This window comes from Methylobacterium sp. J-067, assembly GCF_022829465.1.
Lineage (GTDB): Bacteria > Pseudomonadota > Alphaproteobacteria > Rhizobiales > Beijerinckiaceae > Methylobacterium > Methylobacterium litchii.
In genome coordinates this window covers 1-20,531 of record NZ_JAKSXZ010000133.1, presented here as the reverse complement: position 1 = coordinate 20,531, position 20,531 = coordinate 1, and the positions used below count along the sequence as shown (strand labels likewise).

16 protein-coding genes are annotated in these 20,531 nt (G+C 67.4%); 3 read left to right on the top strand and 13 right to left on the bottom strand.

Annotation, left to right across the window (positions count from 1 at the left end):
* Window positions 1–97: 97 nt before the first annotated feature.
* Complete coding sequence (locus MKK52_RS19220) at window positions 98–844, top strand: dienelactone hydrolase family protein (protein WP_243956511.1); 747 nt, start codon at window positions 98–100, stop codon at window positions 842–844.
* Window positions 845–897: 53 nt separating this feature from the next.
* On the opposite strand, the gene MKK52_RS19215 is transcribed toward MKK52_RS19220, so the two are convergent.
* Complete coding sequence (locus MKK52_RS19215) at window positions 898–1,785, bottom strand: alpha/beta fold hydrolase (RefSeq protein WP_243956711.1); 888 nt, start codon at window positions 1,783–1,785, stop codon at window positions 898–900.
* A 148-nt stretch (window positions 1,786–1,933) separates the two neighbouring features.
* Here MKK52_RS19215 and MKK52_RS19210 point away from each other — a divergent pair, with 148 nt between their 5' ends.
* Complete coding sequence (locus MKK52_RS19210; RefSeq protein WP_243956509.1) at window positions 1,934–2,548, top strand: NIPSNAP family protein; 615 nt, start codon at window positions 1,934–1,936, stop codon at window positions 2,546–2,548.
* A gap of 58 nt (window positions 2,549–2,606) precedes the next feature.
* Here the strand turns inward: MKK52_RS19210 and MKK52_RS19205 are convergent, their stop codons facing one another.
* The 11 genes from MKK52_RS19205 to MKK52_RS19155 form a co-directional block, all read right to left on the bottom strand.
* The gene (locus tag MKK52_RS19205; protein WP_243956507.1) at window positions 2,607–3,191 is read right to left on the bottom strand and encodes a tetratricopeptide repeat protein; all 585 of its coding nucleotides are present in this window, start codon (window positions 3,189–3,191) and stop codon (window positions 2,607–2,609) included.
* A gap of 43 nt (window positions 3,192–3,234) precedes the next feature.
* Window positions 3,235–5,064, bottom strand: coding sequence for a hypothetical protein (locus MKK52_RS19200; protein WP_243956505.1), 1,830 nt, complete (start codon window positions 5,062–5,064; stop codon window positions 3,235–3,237).
* Window positions 5,061–6,062, bottom strand: coding sequence for a hypothetical protein (locus MKK52_RS19195; RefSeq protein ID WP_243956503.1), 1,002 nt, complete (start codon window positions 6,060–6,062; stop codon window positions 5,061–5,063). The genes MKK52_RS19200 and MKK52_RS19195 overlap by 4 nt, the downstream gene beginning before the upstream one ends.
* A 29-nt stretch (window positions 6,063–6,091) precedes the next feature.
* Window positions 6,092–8,698 (bottom strand): virulence factor SrfC family protein, encoded by a 2,607-nt coding sequence (locus MKK52_RS19190; RefSeq protein ID WP_243956501.1) that lies wholly within the window; start codon window positions 8,696–8,698, stop codon window positions 6,092–6,094.
* Between the two features lie 8 nt (window positions 8,699–8,706).
* The gene (locus tag MKK52_RS19185; protein ID WP_243956499.1) at window positions 8,707–11,826 is read right to left on the bottom strand and encodes a virulence factor SrfB; all 3,120 of its coding nucleotides are present in this window, start codon (window positions 11,824–11,826) and stop codon (window positions 8,707–8,709) included.
* A 56-nt stretch (window positions 11,827–11,882) separates the two neighbouring features.
* Entirely contained in the window at window positions 11,883–13,244 is a 1,362-nt protein-coding gene (locus MKK52_RS19180) for a hypothetical protein (RefSeq protein WP_243956496.1), read from the bottom strand.
* Between the two features lie 11 nt (window positions 13,245–13,255).
* Window positions 13,256–14,971, bottom strand: a complete 1,716-nt coding sequence (locus MKK52_RS19175; RefSeq protein ID WP_243956494.1) for a trypsin-like peptidase domain-containing protein — start codon at window positions 14,969–14,971, stop codon at window positions 13,256–13,258.
* A gap of 33 nt (window positions 14,972–15,004) precedes the next feature.
* Window positions 15,005–15,664: a tetratricopeptide repeat protein gene (locus MKK52_RS19170; RefSeq protein WP_243956492.1), complete on the bottom strand. Its 660-nt coding sequence runs from the start codon at window positions 15,662–15,664 to the stop codon at window positions 15,005–15,007.
* A gap of 226 nt (window positions 15,665–15,890) precedes the next feature.
* Window positions 15,891–17,057, bottom strand: a complete 1,167-nt coding sequence (locus MKK52_RS19165) for a serine protease (protein ID WP_243956490.1) — start codon at window positions 17,055–17,057, stop codon at window positions 15,891–15,893.
* Window positions 17,058–17,107: 50 nt separating this feature from the next.
* On the bottom strand, window positions 17,108–17,470 hold the full coding sequence (locus MKK52_RS19160; RefSeq protein ID WP_243956488.1) for a hypothetical protein: 363 nt from the start codon (window positions 17,468–17,470) through the stop codon (window positions 17,108–17,110).
* Between the two features lie 603 nt (window positions 17,471–18,073).
* The gene (locus MKK52_RS19155) at window positions 18,074–18,721 is read right to left on the bottom strand and encodes a TetR/AcrR family transcriptional regulator (protein WP_243956486.1); all 648 of its coding nucleotides are present in this window, start codon (window positions 18,719–18,721) and stop codon (window positions 18,074–18,076) included.
* Between the two features lie 112 nt (window positions 18,722–18,833).
* Here MKK52_RS19155 and MKK52_RS19150 point away from each other — a divergent pair, with 112 nt between their 5' ends.
* Window positions 18,834–19,523 carry an MBL fold metallo-hydrolase gene (locus MKK52_RS19150; protein ID WP_243956484.1) on the top strand — a complete coding sequence of 230 codons (690 nt, stop codon included), beginning with the start codon at window positions 18,834–18,836 and terminating at the stop codon, window positions 19,521–19,523.
* Between the two features lie 648 nt (window positions 19,524–20,171).
* Here MKK52_RS19150 and MKK52_RS19145 read toward each other — a convergent pair.
* Complete coding sequence (locus MKK52_RS19145; protein ID WP_243956482.1) at window positions 20,172–20,396, bottom strand: hypothetical protein; 225 nt, start codon at window positions 20,394–20,396, stop codon at window positions 20,172–20,174.
* Between the last annotated feature and the right edge of the window lie 135 nt (window positions 20,397–20,531).

Sequence of the window (20,531 nt, the reverse complement as noted above, 5' to 3'; positions counted from 1 at the left end):
TGCCCCGGTGGGGATCGCGACAGCGATGCGGTTGGTCCGCTGCTGGTCGTAAACGGTTCGAAGCGGACACTGCGAATGTCCGGCTGAGGAGCATCCCATGCCGATCGAGCAAGTCACGATCCGGACACGCGACGGCGACTGCCCTTCACACGTTGTGACCCCTGCGAGCGGCGGACCATGGCCTGCGGTGATCTTCTACATGGACGCAGGTGGCATCAGGCCGGCGATGCTCGACATGTCTCAGCAGCTCGCTGACGCTGGCTACATCGTCCTGCTCCCGGATCTCTTCTACCGCTACGGACCCTACGGGCCATTCGTACCGAAGGAAGTGTTCGCGGGTGACTTCCGCGCAGTCCTCGGGCCACTGATGGCCACAACGAGCCCTCTAAAGGCCGCTGAAGACGCAGAGGCCATGCTGGCTTACCTCGACACGCGCGACGACGTCGAAGGCCGCAAGATCGGGGTGGTGGGCTTCTGCATGGGCGGCGGCATGGCCTTGGCCACAGCGGGAACCTATTCCGAGCGGTTCGCCGCGGCTGCAAGCTTTCACGGGGGCAATCTTGCGACCGATGCGCCGACGAGCCCCCACCTGTTCGCTGCCAAACTCAAGGCGGAAGTTTACATCGGCGCGGCGGAGAACGATGGCAGCTACCCGCCTGCAATGGCCGAGCGGCTGGAGAAGGCTCTGACGGAGGCTGGCGTGCGGTTCACAACGCGGACGTATCCGGCCGCGCATGGCTGGATGATGCCGGACTTCCCTGTCTACGACCCTGCTGCGGCCGAACAGGGTTGGGGCGCAATGCTTGCGCTCTTCGGCCGGACCCTGCACGTCGGAGAGCGATGACGTGGGCGCTGATCCCACGTCCGCAGAGGTACCCCCTTATCTCAGGAGCATCCTCAGCGAAGGAACTGGGTCAGTTCGGCCAGGACGTCGTCTGGGCGCTCTTCTTGCAGCGTGTGGCCGCAATCGAGCGCTCGCCCCGAAACGTCGGCGGCCTTCTCGCGCCATGTCTCCAGGACATCGTAGGTCTGCCCGACCGTGCCCTTTGCGCCCCAGAGCGCCAGCACCGGCACGGCGATGCGCGTCTCGGCATCGGCCGCGTCGTGCTCCAGGTCGATCGTTGCCGCCGCCCGGTAATCCTCGCAGATCGCGTGGCGAGTTGCCGGATCGCGGTAGACGCGCAGATACTCCGCGAACAGTGCGGAGCTCGGCGAGCCCGGGGTCTTCGACTGCCCGTCCACATGCGTCCGAAGAAAGAACTCGGGGTCGGCTGCGATGAGGCGCTCCGGCAGCGGAGCGGGCTGGATCAGGAAGAACCACCAGAAATAGCGGGTGGCGAAATCCTTGTCGGTCCGTGCATACATCGTGGCGGTCGGCGCGATATCGAACAGCGCGAGCCGTGTCACCGCCTGCGGGTGATCAAGGGCGAGGCGGTGGCCAACGCGCCCGCCGCGGTCGTGGCCGACAAGAGCGAAGCGCTCATAGCCCAGCCGGGCCATCACCGCGACCGCATCGGCAGCCATGGCGCGCTTGGAGTAGTTGGCGTGGCGCGCTCCGCCCTCGGGCTTATCGGAGTCGCCGTAGCCGCGCAGGTCCATCGCCACGACGCGAAAGTTCGTGGCGAGGCGCGGCGCGACCGCCTGCCAGGTCGCGTGGGTCTGCGGATGGCCGTGAAGCAACAGCAGCGGCGGACCCGAACCGCCGACCGAGGCGCGGATGCGGACGGCGCCAGTCTCGACGTCGTGCAGTTCGAAGCCTGACAGGAACGGATCCGGTCCGAGCATGGTGGTCTCCATCAAGTCGGGCGCGCCATGGATGAGCGCTGCGGTAACGCGCCGCGTGCGCGAATCACGTGGGCGCGGCAATGGATGGACCGGGCCCAGGGAAACGAGCAATGCTCTCTCGCTTCGAAGGCACGACGCCGAGGTCCAAATGCTCTACGAACTCGCGACCATTTCGTGCCCGCTGCTTGCGGTCGGTCGAGCAGCCGAGGGTGTTTATGACTGGGTGAACGACGCGGAGGCCAAGGGTGAACTGTTTGGCTGCTGGCGGACGGAGATCGGAACGCTCGGACGCCTGATCGTCCTGCGTGGGTTCGAGGCACCAGAGGATATGACGGCCGAGCGTCGCCGTGCGCTCTTGAGCGATAATCCCTTCAATGCAGGAAGCGTGGTGACGGCGCTGGACATGGACAGCTACGCGCCGTTTCCCTTCCTGCCGCCGATCCGGACCGGGGACCGGGGCGGGGTGTACGAGTTCCGGACCTACCACCTGAAGCCCGGTGGGCTTCCGCCAACGCTCGCAGGCTGGGAAGCCGCTATCGCACCCGCCCGCGAGTATACCGAGCATCTCGTCGCCAACATGTATGCCCTCGATGGAGCGCCGCGAATCACACACGTGTGGGCCTTTACGAGCTTGAAGGAACGGGCCGAGTTACGCTCGCGCGCCTATGGAGCCGGTGTCTGGCCGCCGAAGGGCGGTCCGGAGCAGATTGCCGAAGCGACCTCGACGATTGCGCTCCCACAGGGACCTTCGCCCTTGGCCTGAACGGCCTTCCAGCTCTCCCGTCAGGCGACCCTGAACGTTGGCTCGCATCAGACTGCCGTCAATTGCAGCCGGGAGCCCCACACAGCGAGTTGGCAGCGCTAGGCCCCATCTGTGGCGGTGTTGCCCCACGGAGCGTGGCGAGCGCCGATCGCGCCTCTTCGTTGTCCGGCTTCAGGCGCAAAACATCCTCGTAATCGCGGATAGCTGCGGCTGTATTTCCGAGAGACAGATAAACCTTGGCCCGATTGAGCAGAGTGTTAGAGAAATTCGGGCGCATCGCGATGGCCCTGTTGAAATCGTTGAGAGCCGCGGAAGGATTGTTCAGGCCAGCATAGGCAATGCCACGATTGTGAAAGCTATATGGGTATTGCGCATCGGCCGCGATAGCGGAATTGCAGTCCATCAACGCTTCGGCAAACGCACTCCGCTCGTTATTGGCCCAGCAACGGCCGTCGAGCGCGATGGCCCGCTGCCGGGGCGTTCGGGCCTCCTGCAACAGGCGGCTGCATCCCCCGAAGCGAAGTTCGGGGCTTCCGGTTCGGCAATCTTGGGCCGCATCCGCGCGCGCGTTCGTGTCTAGGATCAGGGCCGCTGGCAGAGAGCCGCCAAGAGCGACGGCGAGCACCAGGACGATCGCGCGCATCTCAAGCCCCATTCTCCCGGCCCCTCGTTGCAGTCCTGGATTTTTAGCCGCAGCGGTTGTTGAAGATGTCCCGGCCCGGCAGCTGCATCGAGTTCATCATCCGAAGAAGCTCAGCTCGGTACATATCACTGAATTCCGCCGGGAAGCGGCCACCGACGTTGACGATCGTGCTCCGGTCGTCGCGCCGGATCGTCGCGAAATCGTAGAAGCTTCGGTCATCGAAGGTGCCCTGCGAGACGGCCGTCCCCCGGCCTTCGAGCACGTAGCCGGTGCGGACGGGCGAAGACGTCACTTCCTGCGCGCGGGAGATCTGATTTCGCCTTGGACGGATCTGCTCGGCGATGAATTGCTGCGCGCTGCCGCAGCGTTCGTTGGGGCTGACCTGAACATACATGACGACTTGCTCGCCATGCTGCCGCGAATGCCAGATGGTCGTGTAGGTCTGCTTCTGCGGATCGTACTGATCGTTGGCAAGCCGGGAGATGTCGAGAAGATCGGTCGAGTAGGTCAGGGTCCAGCCGGAGGCGCTGCCGACCGTCGTGCGCTGCTGCAACTCCCGTTGACGCCGCGCCTCATCGGCTTGGCGCTGCTCGTCCGCCTCCCGCTGGCGGCGGGCTTCCGCCCATTGCCGATCCATCTCCTCCTGCCGCCGCCGGGCGTCCTCCTGCCGTCGACGGGCCTCGTCCTCCTGCTGTCGCCGCGCCTCGTCCTGGCGGTCCCGGTTGCGGCCGCATTCGAGGGCGAACGTTTCCACGAGGGATCGGAACCGCCCCGCCGGGTAGGCCGTGGTGTAGCTCGCGGTGCTGGTCGGATCGTCGCAAGACGCAACCGCCCGCTGGTAGGCCCGCTGCTCTCGCCCGGCCTGGAGCCTGTCCTGAAACGGCCTTGCGAAGGGATAGGTCGCGGTTCCCGCCTCACAGGCCTTGATCGCTGGTTCGAGGTTCACGCCGCGGAGGGAGACCGGCTCCGCATTGGGATCGATCTTGTTGCAGTCGCTGCGCAGCCCGCCGAAGAAACCTTGCGGGATGAAAGCGAACGATGTCGTCAGCGCGCCACTCGCACGGGGCTCCAAGTCACTGCCGGCGAGACCCCGCTTCAAGGTCTCGTAAGACTGCAGGAAGGTTTCGCCCTCCTGCGCCATCGCCGTGAGCATCGGATCGCGCAGCGAGGCGCGCCCGGCGAGCGGCGCGGGGGAGGCCGTGCGCCGGGGGGCCCGTTCACTGCCGATCAGGCTCGCGCCCGAGTTGCCCGCCGCGGCATCGAAATCACAGCGAGCGCCGGAAGCCGCCTGACACTCATCGATGACTGCCACGAGATCGCGCGGCCTGCGCTGGGCGATGCGACGCATCACGTCGCTGAGCCGGACGCCCTCGCTGTCGAGCATGGTCGGCCGCTGACCGATATCGGATGGAGCGTCCTGCGGAATCAGATGGATGTCGTCCACGCCGCCGACGGTCGGACCGAGGACGAAGACGGCCACCTGCGCCTCCTCCGGCAAGCGTCCGGCCGCTTCGCGCAGACCGCGCTCCAGTTGCGGACGGTCCGCAGGACCGAAGGTCCAGACGTCGAAGCCGATGTCTCTCAGTCGCTTGCGATAGGCCTCCTCGTCGGCATGGGCCGTGGCCGCGCGGCCTCCGGCGGAGGCCGGCTGTGGAACGACGAGCAGGGCGATGCGCGGCCCCGTCGCGGCACTGCTGCGGGCGGTGGCAGATTGAACCGCCAGGCCCGGCGAGGCGGCCTGCCCCTCCACGGCCCCCAGAAAGACGAGGGCTGCAGCCGCGAAAACGCGGCGGGCGCGCCCCATCACGGCCAATGAGGGCGACGGTGCGACGAGTGATCTGGCGGACATGGGAGCGGGCACGGGGTTCGTCATGAACGGCAGATCGCCCGCAGGCGGTCGTTGGCGGCGTTGGCGTCGCACAGGCCACGGAGCGCGTCGGTGTGGCGGGATGAGCGGTTGCGCCAGAGGGCGTAGTAGTAGGCGGCACGGACGAGGTCGGGCCGAGCCGCCTCGCGATAGGTCGCCTCGTCGTTTCCAGGGTCGTAGAAGCGGGCGAGCTGCCATGCCGCATCGGCATTGGTGACGGGATCCGCCTCTTCGAAGGCGCGGAAGGCGGCGCCTCCCTGCCGGGATGACAGGGCCGTCTCGCCGAGCGCGATGAAAGCGCCGGGCGTCGCCCGCTCCTGGACAAGCCGCGAGAAGCGCTGGTGGAGCTCGGCGGCCGTCAGGCGCGGAGGTTCCGTCGTCGTGGGCGGAGGCGGCGCGGGGGCCGGGGCGTCGTTCCGGGCCACCATGACCCAGAGCGCATCGCGGTAGAGGATGAGCGCGCCGGTCCCAATCGCGAGACACGCGAGCAGGAGAAGCGCGAGGAAGGGCAGACCTCGGCGCTTGCCCTGCGGAGGCGTCGGTTCGGCCAGTGGCACGTCCGGGGCCGCGACGTCCTCCGACGGACCCGTATCTTCCCTCGCGGTGGCAGCATCGCCCGCGCCCTTCACATCGATGTGGGGCGGGGTCGCGGGCGTGTTCGGCAGGCCGGCGAGAATACCGGGGCCGGCAGGGGCGGGAGAGATGTAGGGCCACGACACGACTCCGAAGGAGGTGCCGTCCTGTGCGACGATCTCGATCGGAACCAGTTCTTCGATGCGGTCGATGACGGCGGGGCCGAAGCGGGCCACCGCCCCACCGTCCCGCTCCGTCACGGCCAGCGGCGCCAGCCACGCCACCTCCGGCTGCCAGCCTTCGGCGCCGAGATGGCGCGGCTCGGTGTCCTGACGGCGGAAGGACAGCAGCGGGGAGCGGAGCGGACGCCCGAGGTCGATGAACGCGTAGCCGCCGCTCTCGCCCTCATCCTCGGTGATGCGGATGGTCATGTCAGACGTTTCCGTTGGGACCGGCCGGTTCAGGCGGCCCGTGCTTGGAGACCGGCGAGGATCGCGCCGATCCGTGCGTTCTGCGCGAGGTCGATCGTGACGCCGGAGGCGCTTTTCGCGTTGTCTTCCACCACCCGGTAGAAGCCGTGGAACCAGTCCGTCGCGTAGGTGTGCGCGAAGGGGGCGGGTGCCTGCGTGATGCTGCGGGCGTCGAAGGCGATCCCACGGGGAGCGAAGGCGAGCCTGTCTCCCGCCTCATCCTGGATGGACGGCCGTTCGCCGGCCGGGGGGACGAGGGTGAAGCCCAGGCTCCCGGCCAGCCGGTTGAGACGGGTCGCCGCGATCAGGGCAAGCTTGACCGTCGATTGTTCGGCCCGCTCGATGGTCGCCAGGGCGCGCAGGTCGGCCGCGATCGCCCCTTCAATGTCGGCCCTCCGGGCGAGGGCGATCAGCTCGCCGACGACGACCTCCATGACCGTCAGCGGAACGCCGAAGCGACGGGCGAAGCCTTCGTCCTCGATCGTGCGCCGCAGGAAGCCGATCCAGGCCGCGACGGCCGCCCGTGCCAGGGCGTGCTCCCGGTCGGTGCTGGCCGCCGGCGCTTCGCTTCGGGCTCCCGGCATGCCGCCGGGGCGAGAAATCGCGCCGGGGCGGGCGATCCGCGGTGCGGCCGCCGGAGCCGCGTTCGCCGGGGTAGCGCTCTCGGCACCATGCAAGGACACGGTGAGGGCCCCGACATCGACGGTGAGGGACCGCAACAGGGAGCCGAGCTGCCCCGCCGCGACGACCGCATCGAGCGCATCGAAGACCAATCCGGCGGATTCCCGCCGTTCCGCGAGCCGGGTCTCGATGTCGAGGGCGACATGGAAGCGGGCCAGACGCTCGCGCATTTCCGCCCGAAGCGCATCGAGGCGGGCGGCGATCTGCTGCGCCTTCAGGGCGGGCCGGCAGACCCGCGACAGGTTCTCGACGAGGTAGCTGACGCCGCCGTCGTTGAGACGCAGCGCCTCATCGAAAGCGCGGTCCGGCTCGGCGAAGTGGGCGGTCGCCTCCGGCAGCGCGGCGAAGCCGGCCTTCAGTTCGGCGATCCGATCCTGCTTCTCGGGCAGGAACGCGACCTCGCGGCGGCCGTCGTAGCGGATCACCGACTCGGCCGGGTAGTTCGGGTTGCGGAACCAGTACGTGTTGCGGAACGGCGTGCCCGGCGTCCATTGCCGCGGCCACGTATGAGCCTTTCCGAAGAAGCCCAGCAGCGACGCCTCGAGCCGGTTGCGGAAGCGGAGACCGGCGTCCTGGCCCGCATCCCCCGCCTTGTCGACGAAGTGGCTGTCGAACCACGTCAGGACGAGGAAAAGCAGGTTCGGGAGGGAGGCGCGGGCCTCCGGTGTGGCCCCGTGCGTCAGGGCGATCCAGCGGTCCACGAGGTCCGGCAGCGTCACGACCTCCTGGTTCGAGGGGCGGACGCACAGCATCATCGCCGTCAATTCCTGCTCGGCCACGTAGCGGTCGAACAGGTAGGCCACCTTGCCGCGCAGGAAGGTCTCCTTGAGGGCATCGGGGTGGGCGGTCAGGAAGTGGGACAGGTCGACCTTCTGGCGGCTGCGGGCACCGGGAAAATCGAGGAGGTCCGCCTCCTTCAGGAAGGCGCGGGGCTCGTCCGCGATCTCGATGCGCAGCTCGGCGGTGATCGCGGCGACGGCCGCGCGCGGCAGGGTGACGATCGCTCCGTTCGCCCCGTGGACGGTGAGTGTGTCCCCCGCGGCGGAGGCGCCGAGGCCCGACAGGGTCGCCACGTCGAGGATGCTGCCCTCGCGGGGCACGAGCGCGCTCAGCGGCGCGAAGATCTCCTCGGGATGCCCCAATCGCTCGAGCGCGTCGGCGAGTTGGCGGTAGAGGACGCCGAAGGCGGCATGGCCGCCCCAGAGCGGCGCGAACAGCTGCGCGCGTCGTTCGAGATCGAGACCGCCAGCGAGGCTGCGCGCCTCGTCCCAATAGCGGGCGAACACCTCGAGGGGGCGTGTGCCGCGCGCCTGCTCACGCACATAGTCCTGGAGGTCGTCGATCTCGACGTCGCCGATCCGCGACGCGCCGGGGCGGGCTTGCGCCTTCAATGCCGTGACGAGGGCGGTGATCGCCTCCGGCTCGGGCAATGTCTCCTTGGCGGCGTCGCCGTCATGTAGGAAGGTGTTGGCGAGGATCTTCACGAGATCGATCTCGCTCAGGACGCGCAGGCGTACCGGCGCGCCGGGCGGGGTCCCTCCGGCGGTCGCGGCGGTGAAGCGCGTCACCAACCCCGTCGCCTCCTTCTCGCCGATCGGGTTGATCTCGGCCAGGAAATCCACCGGGTCGTGGCCAGGGAAGCGCGCGCGCAGGGCCCCGTCCTCCGGGCGCGCCAGAACCTCGACCAGATAGGATTTGCCCGCTTGGCTCGGCCCGAACACGCCGGCGCACATCGGCCGTCCCGCCGCGCGGGCGAGGCGTTCGGCCCGGTGGGCGGCCTTGCGGACATACCGGACGAGGTCCGCGCGCTCGCGCCCGACGGTGGCGGCGTTCGCCTCGTCGCCGAGCCAGCGTTCGGCCTCCTCGGCGAGGCGGCCCGTCGCCCTGCAATCCTGTGCCAGATGATCGATTGACATGGGCATTCTCAATCCAGGGCGAGGATACCGGTATCCAACCAGTATCCGTGCTCCGAGCTTAAAGTATCGAGCACCAGCTCGATTTTGCGCGCAACATCGAGACCGTCCGCGTCATAGGCGTCGCAGATCTTGAATTCTTCCTTCATCGATTCCGAGCGCAGGAGGGCGTCGGCCCCTTCATCATCGGGGCGACCGTCGCCGCAGCGTTCGAGCGTGATCTCGAGCGGGAGCTTCATGCGTGCCGCCTCTTCTCCGGCACGCAGCCTCAGCCGATAGAGGGGCGTCGCGATCCAGCGCTCGACCGGCAATTGCCGGTAGCCCAGGCGCATCGGCGCGTAATAGCGCAGCTTGGCATCCATCTCCGGCCCTTTGGCGGGCCCCTTCCGCCCCGGCACGGGGGCATCGAGATCGATGTCGCGGAAGCAGAGGCCCGCGTCGCGCAATTGGCCGCTGAGCTCCAGTTCGCCGATGTAGCGGGCGGTGGAGCGCAGGGCGAGGCGATGCGTGAACAGGGTGAAGTTGGTAAGCTGGCCCTCGGCCAGGGCGCACAGCATGCCGCCCACCGCCGTCGTCGTCTTGGGATCGCCGATGCGGCGGTTGTCCCGCTCGCGGAACGGGTACCACGTCCCGGCCTGATACTCGTGCAGCGGCACGATGCGGTCGGGCGAGACGGAGAGCTTGTCGACGAGGAGATCGACGAACGCCTGGAGCCGCGACGGCCGGCCTGACAGCAACACGACATCGACGTCGAGGGCGTGAACGGCCTCGCACAAATTGTCGAGGACGAGATCGAGGGTCGACACCACGCAGTCCGCGACCACGTCGGCGCGGCTTTCGAAGAGACAATCGGTCAGGGAGAAGCCGGCCGCGCCGCCGGCCCTGGCGGGCACTTCCAGGAAATCGAGCAGGCGTTGCTGCGGCAGGGCCCGGCGAACGATCCGGCCGCCGCGCTCGGGGAAGAACTCCTCGAAGGGTCGCGCGACGATCTCGGCCCCGGCTTCGACGTCGCCGAGGATCCGCAGGCCGATCGGCTCCAGCACGCGGGATACGAACTGGCGGCGCAGGTGCTTTTCCTGCTCCGCCATGTTGGCCCGGTCGCCGCCGAAGCGTTCGAGCAGGAGCGCGTGCGGGTCGGGATGCCCGGCGGCCCGGAGGGCACCTTCGAGAGTGGGCAGGACGAGGCGTTCGATCACCCGCTTAAGGATGTCGTCGCCGGCGATCCGGAACCCCTCGCGGAAGTTCTGGACGGGTTTGATCGCCCGATTCCCCTCCGCATAGTAGGTCGTGATCATCAGGTCGGTCGTGCCGCCGCCGACATCGATGCTGGCGATGCGCACCGAAGGTTCGGGCTGCGCCGTGGGCGCAGGCGGGGCATCCGGCTCGGCGAAGGGCCTCGGGCGGCCGACGAGGCGCAGGAACCCCTCCACCGCGCCGCCGAGCTTCTGGGTGATCTCGCCGTAGAGGTAGACGAACTGCACGCAGCTCGCCTCATCCCACGCGACGTGGACCTCCGGCTGGGTCAATCCGGGAGGCGGGTTGTCGGCCCACCCCATCAATTGCCAGATCAGCTTCACCGCTCCCTCCGCGCGGGAGCGGAGCAGGCGCTGTTCCTGCACCGGCATCGCGGGCGGGAGCGTCAGGATGATGCGCCGCAGCTTCCGCGGGGCGTCCTTGGTGCGCCGCCGCTCCCGGACCCCGGCGTTGTTGATGGTCGAGAGGGCGTGGCAGACGATCTCCGCCACCATGAAGGTGAAGAAGGACGACCGCGAGAAGGTCAGGCGTGAGGCACCGATCCGGTCGTCGGCCCCCACCCGGATCCCGTAGCGCTTCTTGTCGGCGTCGAGCTGCGCGATGACGTCGCCGCGGCTGTTCACGTATTGCCGGATCGTGCGGTCGATGAGCGGGCTCGTCCCGTCGGCACTGTAGTCGCGGTCGGGGAAGCGCCACTCCTGGTTCACGGGGCGCACATCGCAGAGGTAGCGCTTGGGGCTCGACAGGCCGCCGATCGCCTCCGTCCCTTGAGCGAGTTCGCGGAACCGGCTGGCCTCGGGCCCGACACGGACGGGGCTCGGCCAGAAGAACGCGCGCGGGCGCGCCGACAGACGGGACAGGTGGTCCCGCCCAAACTTGGCGTGCGAGAGTTCGACGTGGCTTTCGAACGGCTCCGTGTAGATCTGCTCCGGCTCCGACAGATCGCGCAATTGCAGCACGAAGGAATTGTTGAGATCGACCCGGTCCTCGTTGGGATGGGACTCGATTAGGATCCCGCAGGTGCGGCTGTTGCCGATGTCGAGGATGAGGTCGACGGTGACGGGCCGGATCGCCGGCTGGGCCGTCACCGTATCTGTGAGCCTCAGGGTCCGGGGCCGGACGGCCATCTGCAGGTATTCGAGGAAGACCAGATAGCGGGCGTAATGCTCCAGCGCGTTCGGAAAGTCCGTCTCGCGCAGGGGGCGATCGGGGCGCTGCGCGGCCTTGAACTCGCGGAACTGCTCCAGGAGCCAGGACGGCACCCATTCCTGGAAGCCGGCGAGGCGCTTCGTCTCCTCATCCTCCCCGGCGGCGCCGAGAAACCAGCCGATGTCGCGGAAGCGGAAGGCGAAGCGGAATTCGTGCTCGTTGGCCGCGTCTTCCAGGCTGGGGGCCGTATAGGGTCGGTTGTTGCGCCGCTCCAGCAGCTCGGTGTCGAAGGCGAAGATCACCCGGTGGCTGATCGGGCTGTCGGGCGCCCTGTCGGCGACCTCGACGATGCGGACCCGCGCCCAGTTGGTCGGCCCGAGGTCGAGTTCCTCGCCACCGTCGATCCCGGACTTGACCCGCAGCATCGGGACCGGCGTCCACTTCTCGAGAAAGACTTCGAGCGCCCCCCTCTCGCCGACCGCATACTCACGATCCTCGCCCTTCGCGCTCTCCACCGGGTCCGCACCGGGGTCCTCTTCGTTCCAGGCGGGGAGCAGGCGATAGGTCCGCCGCCCGTCCGCCTGGGTCGCCCCCACGACCTCGCGTTCGATGAAGCGGCGGGACAGGCGCCCGACCGTATCGATGTGGAAGGCATATTCCACGAACTGCACGCCGCTGTGAGGCACGAGCCGGATCGTGGGGCCGAAGGTGACGGGTTCGACGTACATCGCTCGGGGCGTATCTCGTGTGACGTGTGCGGGAGGAGCGGCGGCGGCGCAGGCGATCAGGGCACGGCGGAGGCCCCGGCGGGCGCCTGTGCCGCGTCCGGCATCGGCAGATCGAAGGTCATGACGGTTTGCATCGTCCGCTCCGCGCCGATCTTGGCGTCCCGTTGCGCCACGATTTCGCCGTGCCGCGACAGGATCACCTGAAAGGGTACGTCCGCCCGCGTCTCGCCGTGGCGCCGAAACAGTCCGACCTGGACCCCGTAGCGCCCTTCCGGCGCGGGGGCGCTGTCCCAGATCACATGCTCGACGGGACGGCTGGCGCCGGTCCCGCCATTCTCGTTCTGGTCGGCCACGAGGCGTCCGCCGCACGAAGCGCGGTGGTCGAAGGTGATGCGCGAGCGGTCGGGGCACACGACGTAGAGATCGAGATCGGCCGCGCCTTCCCAGGCCAGGGTCAGTTCAAGACCCTGGCCGCGTTCGATCCCGGTCAGCCGCCGTTCGAGATCGGGCGGGATCACCCGAGGTGGCTCGACGGCCGCCCGCCGCGGCGGGACCGGGCAGGCCGCGTCGCAGGTCAGCGCCCGGCGTGTCACCGCGAGTTCGGCGCCCCGCACCGCCTCGTCGGTCGTGCGGATCGCGGCGAGGATCGCGCCGCCGTCCGGGTCGAGTTCGACAGACGGGACGGGGCAGTGTTGTGGCAGGACCGCCCGGATCCAGGACGGCCAGGTTTCATCGCCCAGGGCGCACGCGCGCAGCAGCCGGTCCGCGAGGACACCCGTCAGCAGGACGAACACCAGCCACAGGACGGGACCGAGCCAGCGCCGCCGTGCGTTGAGCGGTCTCGGCTCGACCCGAACAGGGGTGGCCGCCATGGTCGCCGTCGGACCGGAGGCCGGCTCCGCCGACGGCCCTCCGGCGCTGGCCGATGCCGCACTGGCCGTGATGGCGGCCCCGCGCGCCACGACGGGCCCCTCCGATCCGGCCAGTCGATAGCCCCAGGCCACGAAGACCGGATGTCCGTCGACGGACCACAGATGATCGGCATCGGGAACGATGAGCGCATCGCGCAGAAGCCGCGAAAGATCGCGAGATGCATCGCCCTCCCGCTCCAGGCCGTCGGCGAACGCGGCGATCTCGGCTTCCAGCTTCGCCGCGCCGGCCCGCAAGGTGCCGGCGGCTTGCGGATCGAGCTCCGTCACCCGACGGACATCGCCCTCGAAGGCCGAGAACCACGCGAAGCCCGGCCGCCCGGTCCCGGCCACGGCGATCGGCACCGGTTCCGCAAAGAGCCCCGCATGGGCCGGGCTGAGTCGGCGCGCGAGCAGATCGGTCAGTTGCTCGTATTGCTGGCCGAGCTTCGGGTTGACGGGTGTAAGCCCCTGGCGCGGCGTCTCGGTGAGCTTCGTGGTCGCGGACATCGTGCAACCCCTCAGCGAGCAGACGGCGGCACGGCGGGCGGCCGGGCGGGTGTACGCGGCGCGGCTTGCCCTGTCGGCGCAGCAGGCTCGGCCGGCGCGGCGGCGGCCACGCGCGGCGACGCCTGGAGGTCGCAGGCCCGTGCATCGGGCGTGATGGCGATGCCGGCCTTCGTTAGGAAGGCCAGGAGCCCGTCCGATCCGAGAGCGTATCGCGCCGTCACGGGCATCTGCTCATCGGTGCGGCCGAACGTGTTCACGCCGACCACGCGGCCGCAATAATCGACCAGAGGCCCGCCGCTGTTGCCGGGGGCGATCTCGGCCGAATGGAGAACGAGGGTGACGGCCTCGGCTTCGTATCGCTGCAGATGGTTCACTACCCCGGACTGGAGCACCGGAACGAGATCGCGGCTGGCGCCGGCATCGCCTTCGCGAAGTCGTGCGAAGATCGGGTCCGTGCCGAGATGCAGCCCTGGGAAGCCCGAGGCCACCACCGGGGTCAGCGGCCTTCCGGGTGGCGCGACGGACAGAGCGCGTCCGCCCGACTGCGAGGGCAGGCGAAGCAGCGCGAAATCCGTCAGCGTTCCCTCGTCGCCGACCCGCACCAGCGTCGCCGGGACGAGGCCCGCGTGCCGTCCGGCGATCAGGAGCGATGGAGCCCCCTCGACGACGTGGCGGTTGGTCACGACGAGATCGTCCGCCACGAAGAACCCGGAGCCGGTCGCGTTGCCGGCCAGAATGAGGACCGTGCCACGTTCGAGACGGTCGGTGAGACCATCGGCGGGTTGCGCCCCCGGGCCTGCCTGCGCCGCCGGAGCCTCCAGGCCCGTCCTCGCCTGCGGCGGCGCGGCCGGATCGGTGGGCAGGCGCACGCTCGCCGGGCTTTGCGGGACGAGCGTCGGAAGCTCGGTTCGCAGGCGCGGGCAATCGAAGCGTTCCGACGCGACGAGCGCATCCCGCCGTCGGCGGAGGCCATCGAGCCAGGCGGTTTGCAACGTCCTGGCCTCGGCCGACACACCCTGCGGCAGCACCGGGAAAACCAGGACCCCTGGCACGAAGGACAGCGCAAGCAGAAGTCCCGCCACGGCGGTCGCGACGACGGGCGCGGTGACGACCTGACGCCGGGGCCACGCCGGCGCGCGGCGAAGCCGGCGCGACACGATTGGATCGGCTGCGGGAAGCGGCTCGACATGCGCCGCCCAATCGTCCCGGCTCGTCGGTGGCGACGGCATGGCGGCCGGGGCGAAGGCACCGAGCGTCGATGCGAAGTGACGCCCCCGGCCGCGATCATCGGCAGCGAGCCCCTGCGGGAGCAACCCCCAATCCACGAGCAGGGGCGCGTCTCCAACCGCGAGCACGGCCAGCGGCGAAGCGAGGTTGAGGCAGGCCGCCGCGAAGGCTCCCGCCTCCCGATCCCGCAGGAGCGGCGCCAGGGTCGCGAGGGCGGAGCGGAGTCTCTGCGCGGCCGGTTCCGCGACGGCGGGATCGAGCTCGGCCAACGGTCGGATCGGGCCATCGAGATGAGTGTACCAATCCACCCGCGCCGGCGCCGCACCGTTGCTGCGGGAGATGACGGGCTCGGCGAACAGATCCGCGACCGAGGCACCGCAACGCGTCAGCACCAGCCGGCGCAGGCGCTCGTAGTCTTCGAGGAGAATCCTGTCGTCGATCCGGATAGGATCGAGGCCCGCGAGCGTCCGGCTGGCGACGAAGCGCATCGAACCCGTCATGGCCGAACCTCGTTCCTGGCCCGGAGCCGAACGCTAATCACAGCGAGCCCCCGTGCCGACGCCATTCAGTTCGAGGCGCACCAGCGCGTCACGGGCCTTGGTCGTCCCCCGCTCGGCCGCCTTGCCGTACCAGAGCTTGGCCGCCGCGATGTCCGAAGCCCCGCCGATCGCGTTGTCGAAGGCGGTCGCGTAACAGAACATCCCCTCCGGAATGCCCGCCTCGGCCGCCTCGCGGAACCACGACCGGGCTTTCGTATCGTTCTTCTCGAACCGGCGTCCCTGGCGGAACAGGATGCCGATATTGACCTTGGCCGCGCCGCTGCCGAGGTCGGACGCCCGACGATAGGCTTGGTAGGCGTCCTGGTTTGCCCCCTGACGATCGTAGGCACGCCCAAGCTGAAAGTAGAGACGCCGGAGGTGCGGTGCCTGGGCAATTGCGGCTTGGCATGCCGTGGCGGCCGGTCCGGCGCGCAAATCGCGGAACTCGACTGTCCGCGACCGGTCCGGCGCATCCGGATCCCAGGGGGCACTGGCGAGGCCATCGCAGGCTTGTACGGCTTCGGCGCTCACGCTGTGGTCCGATGCAAAGCAGTCGCCGACAAGCACAAACAGCATCAATACGACACGAGCGGCAATCGGCTTAAAGGAAGTGAGAATTGCACTTTCTGATCTTCGCAACAGCACGGCCGACACTTCAAATGCCTTGTTTCATCCGTGATAAGCCGCCACCGTTAATGCATTTGCATCCTTAGGTTGGCTTCCCACAGCCTCGACGTGTATGCGACGCCGTTCGTCTCGATTGTGTTCGCAAGTGGCCGTGTCGCCACACCGGCGAAGTTGATGCATTTTACCGGAACAACGATGCGCGTGACAACGGCTCGCCAAAGTCACAAACCTTTCACAGGCGATAACCTGAGATTTAGTGGCAGGCGACCTGAACCGTGAACTCGCGGGCTTTTTCGGCGATGGCCGCGCCATCCATGGGATCGACCATCCGCACGTTGATGGGGGCCTCGATCCCGTTTGCCTCCAGAAAGTTGAGCGCGATCGTCGACTTGATGGCGAAATTCACGTTTTGCGGCACATCCCCTGACGCGAAGGCGACCTGCTTGGATTGCACGATGCCGATTACATTCCCGAACTGATCGAGGGCAGGACCACCGCTGTTGCCCTGCTGAACCGGTGCCGAGATCTGGATCTTGCGGGTGTCGTCGCCCGAGCCGGCCGTCGCCGTGACGCTGCCGATCGTGAAGTTTCCGGTCGAGGCCAGGACGCTGCTTTGCGGATAACCGTAGATGAAGACGCTCTCGCCGAGCCGGGCGCGGATCGAGAGGGGCGGCACCGCCTTCTGCGGAAAATCGGTCGTAAGCACGGCGAGATCGTTGGCGGCATCACGGGCCACCAGCCGCGCGCGCATCGCCGTATGGCCGGGCTGCCGCACGGAGATTTCCGTGCACGCATCCACCACATGGTTGTTCGTGAGCAGATGACCGCGCTCGGAGACGTAGAATCCGGTCCCTGTGCTGGTCACGCCGGGATCGAGCTTCCGGGGCTTGTCGAGGTTCGGCTCCGATTTCGCAGCCGCCGCCGTCACATCCTTCTGGCAGCCGATGACGGCTTCGAAGGCCTCGGTGGATCCCACCAGGGACAGTTCGGCGATCTGCCTGCCCTGAAAGATGACCTTGATGGTGCCGGCTTCGGACAGATCCGCCACGAAGCGCTCTTTCAACCCAGACTGATACAGTCCGTGCGCATCGCCGCGCTCGAACCCCGTGAAGGTCCCGTGCCACTTCTGGCGACCGGCGATCATGCGGAGATCGTATTGCCCGCCGGACTCGAGGGATTGCCACTTGGCGTTCGTGAAGGCGAGGTAAGACGAGCTGCGGTTGCCGTTGAAGCCGAACCACAGCGTCGTCCCATCCCCGTAGCTTGCCGCCGCGAGACAGCCGCCCAGGCTTTCGCTGTACCCGATCGACCACCCCGCGACTTTGCCGAACGTCCTGTCCACGGTCAGCTGTGGCGGCGCGGGGGATGCCAGGACTGGCTGGCCTGTCAGGCCGATGCAGCCCGACACGACGAGGACCATCTTCGATCGGGACATGCGAGGCGCTCAGCTTGCGTCGAATGGGAGAACGGTCAGCGCGTCCGGTTGACCGTTGTCGTGGCGTTGCCGCGCGCGTTCGCGAAGGGATCGGCCGAGGCGTTGACGATTTGAGCGCCCGTCGGGCCAGCCGCCGGCTGCATGGGCCGACGCTCCGCTCTCACCACAGCCCGTCTCGGCACCCGGCGGACCTCACGGCGCGGCCTTGCGTAGACGACGACGGGACGGTGCCGAGCCGCTTGGGCCGCCATGGAGCCGGCGATCATGCCGCCCAAAACGCCCCCGGCGAGTCCGCCGAGCATCGCGCCGGCGCTTTGTGCACGGGACGGCGAAGGCATCAGGGTGACAAGTGCGATTGCCCCCACGGCGCAGGCGGACGTTGTGAACCGGCCGAACATCACTGGACCCCTCCTGGCCGGAAGCAAACGGCCCCGACACCGAACTAATGCTAAGCTGCGTCAACTAACCAGGGAAGGGGCAAGAATGCCGATTATTACATATTTCAAATGATGTGAGCGATTGTCGTCCGATATGGTTGATAGCTTCACCGGACTTGTCCGAGAGTATCTTGGCTCAGATGTTTACGATTATTAACAAGTAAGATATTTATTATAGAATTAGATATAACCGTTCGAGCAGACCACAAACGAAGTATCGATAATCAAATCCACTTCATTGAGGAGAAATCGTTGTAGCGACCACCAAGTCTCGATAGAGCTCCGGCGGCGTTAGCGCCGCTTAGCCGTTCGATTGCCTTGCCATCTCGGGCCTGTGGACGTGCCGATGTAGACCGGAGGGCACGAGGTTCGCGTTGCTCTCGGCGCAACCGAACTTGCTGTCGCCACCGCGACCGGCTCCAGATCAGCGTCGCGGCGGGAAAGCAGCCAGAGTTGGCGATGCGGCGCCGACCCTTGATCGGGTCGGGCCAGACATCGGCGAGGCCATAAACCCAACCTTCGACGAAGCGATGGTCGCCGCCGAGAGGCGAACCGGCCTTGATCCTATCGACGACCTTGTATCGGCAGCAGGCCGATGATCAGGCGGTCGGCCACGCGGGCCGCCAAGGCGTCGATCACCTGTGGGCGAACCTCGCGGTCCACCACGCGGTCGATCGTCAGGAGCGTGAACCCGTGAACGAGCGACCATGCGGTGACGACCGCCACCGAGACCTCCTGCTCATCCTCCGGGTCGATCGCGAATGCGCCCGCGCGCGCGCCGGCCAGGATCACGCCCCGCAACACCGCACGTGCCTCGGTCAGGACAGCCAAGACCGCCGGCGGAAGGCCTTCGATGCTGGGCAGCGCTTGACCGAACATCAGCCGGTAGAGGGCCGGGTTCGCCACGCCAAACCCGATGTAGGCTTGCCCGATGGCACGCAGCGTCCCGACCGCCCCCTTGGCCCCATCGATCGCCGCGGTCATGCAGGTATGCAGCGTCTCGCAACCCGTGAGGGCCACCGCGGCGATCAGCGCCTCCTTATCCGTGAAATGCCGGTAGGACGCCGCGTGGCTCACCCCGGCGCGGCGGGCGACCTCGCGCAGCGAGAAGTCCCACCGCCCCGTCTCCGCCAGGATCGCCGTGGCGCTGTCGAGAAGGGCACGGCGCAGATCGCCGTGGTGGTACGGGGCTGCTGACGCGACTGTGTTCACGAGAACCTCGTGTGGAGTGTTGACGGTGGTAACATTCGGCGTATGTTGCCAATGGTAACACGGTCCGGGCGGAAGCGCATCCCGCCCGCCACGACGACCCAGAGGTGATGATATGCAGCAGATCGTCGAGGATGCCTGGCTGTTGGCGCTGGGCAACGGCAACGCCATCCTGCTCCGTCAGGGCGAGGAACTGGCCCTGATCGACGCGGGCTTCCCCGGCAAGGAGCAGATCGTCTTCGACGCGATCGGCAAGCTCGGTCGGCGTCCCTCGGACCTGAAGCACCTCGTCTTCACGCATGGGCATCCCGACCACATCGGGAGCGCGGCCGCCATCGTCCGCGCGACGGGGGCACGAACCTACATGCACGCTGCCGACGCTCCCCTGGCGGAAAGCGGCGGCCCGTTCCGACCGATGGCCCCTGCGCCCGGCCTCGTGCACGCCCTGATGTACAAGCTTGTTTGGGACCAGAACGAGCGCATGCAGCCGTTCCCGATCGACCAGCACATCGCTGACGGTGAGACGCTGCCGATCTTGGGTGGCTTGCACGTGACACACGTTCCCGGTCATTGCGCCGGACAGGTCGCGCTGATGTGGCAAGACGGCCGGCTTCTGCTCGGCGGCGATACGTTCATCAACATCCTGGGTGTGAGCGACCCGATCGCGTTCGAGAACGAGGCGGAAGGGCGGGCCAGCCAACGCAAGCTCGCGGCGCTCGACTTCCAGGCCGTCGCGTTCGGGCACGGCAAGGCCATCACGAAGGATGGCCCCGGCAAGCTTCGTCGCTTCGTCGCGCGACGCTGACAGGCGTGCACAGATCACCGTAGGCCATGGGGATGGGGAGCGGGCCTATGCCCGCTTTCCGGCCGCTCCGATGATCGGCGGAACGGGTATCTGGCGGAGAGGGGGTCCGCCAATCCTTCAGAAATTATCTTTTCTGATTGCATACTTAGCTCCACAGCTCACAGTGCTACCCACGTTTTAACCCATGATCGCACAGTGGCTTCATGGGAATGGGTGTGAATGTCAGGGGCCTACCGAATGAAAGTTGTGATCACTTTCTTGTGTCCGACTTGGCAAAATACTCATGCGGTTTTCCTAAAATTATCAACATAAAGCGAAGATTGAGTCGCCTCAGAGCAATAGCTTGCTTGCGTCGGACTCTTCTTCCGACCCTCACGCTCGCTCTATGAATTCCCCGACATCATCAGAGCGGGCGTGGGTGCTTCGAAGACCGCCTTGCCTACAAGGGGCCTTATCCGAAGCTAGAGCGCCCGCGATGGTCATTCTGAGCGCGGCCTGTCTTCTGCTGGGCGTCACCCTCGCGAGCCTTGTGACGGGGGAGAATAAGCGACGGGCTGCTATCGAGACCGCCGCAGGATGCTTGGTGATTTTTGGTCTCGTGCTCATAGGTTTGTGCTTGCCCATTCACCGATAGATCTTGAGCGGTATTCACCCGATTGAGACGCTGGTCAGCACGTCCGCGGCTCGCTTTACCTCGGCGGCAATCAGTTCTTCGCTCGGACCATCGATAGGGAGGTCGCCGAGGATCACGGCGACGTCGCGCTTCACGTCCTCCCGCATTTCAGGGATCTCCTCAGACAAGCGGCCGATCAGGAAGCCCAGCACGATCTCCAATGCCGACATTTTCGAGTGCAGGCCGGTGAAGACGTCCACGGGCTCGGGAACGTTCGCGTTCATTGATCGCTACGCTGCGAACGTGAGGCTATTCAACGCCACAGCCTGCCCTTCCCCTAACCTGCAAGCCCGCCCTACCTGTGTACCCATAAATGCTAGCCCCTTTTCGCCACC

Excerpts from the sequence above, each read along its gene's own strand:
- MKK52_RS19205 (WP_243956507.1), bottom strand. The coding sequence starts at position 3,191 with ATGCGCGCGATCGTCCTGGTGCTCGCCGTCGCTCTTGGCGGCTCTCTG.
- MKK52_RS19180 (WP_243956496.1), bottom strand. The coding sequence starts at position 13,244 with ATGTCCGCGACCACGAAGCTCACCGAGACGCCGCGCCAGGGGCTTACA.
- MKK52_RS19165 (WP_243956490.1), bottom strand. The coding sequence starts at position 17,057 with ATGGTCCTCGTCGTGTCGGGCTGCATCGGCCTGACAGGCCAGCCAGTC.
- MKK52_RS19215 (WP_243956711.1), bottom strand. The coding sequence starts at position 1,785 with ATGCTCGGACCGGATCCGTTCCTGTCAGGCTTCGAACTGCACGACGTC.
- MKK52_RS19190 (WP_243956501.1), bottom strand. The coding sequence starts at position 8,698 with ATGTCAATCGATCATCTGGCACAGGATTGCAGGGCGACGGGCCGCCTC.
- MKK52_RS19200 (WP_243956505.1), bottom strand. The coding sequence starts at position 5,064 with ATGACGAACCCCGTGCCCGCTCCCATGTCCGCCAGATCACTCGTCGCA.
- MKK52_RS19195 (WP_243956503.1), bottom strand. The coding sequence starts at position 6,062 with ATGACCATCCGCATCACCGAGGATGAGGGCGAGAGCGGCGGCTACGCG.
- MKK52_RS19175 (WP_243956494.1), bottom strand. The coding sequence starts at position 14,971 with ATGACGGGTTCGATGCGCTTCGTCGCCAGCCGGACGCTCGCGGGCCTC.
- MKK52_RS19220 (WP_243956511.1), top strand. The coding sequence starts at position 98 with ATGCCGATCGAGCAAGTCACGATCCGGACACGCGACGGCGACTGCCCT.
- MKK52_RS19160 (WP_243956488.1), bottom strand. The coding sequence starts at position 17,470 with ATGTTCGGCCGGTTCACAACGTCCGCCTGCGCCGTGGGGGCAATCGCA.
- MKK52_RS19210 (WP_243956509.1), top strand. The coding sequence starts at position 1,934 with ATGCTCTACGAACTCGCGACCATTTCGTGCCCGCTGCTTGCGGTCGGT.
- MKK52_RS19185 (WP_243956499.1), bottom strand. The coding sequence starts at position 11,826 with ATGTACGTCGAACCCGTCACCTTCGGCCCCACGATCCGGCTCGTGCCT.
- MKK52_RS19150 (WP_243956484.1), top strand. The coding sequence starts at position 18,834 with ATGCAGCAGATCGTCGAGGATGCCTGGCTGTTGGCGCTGGGCAACGGC.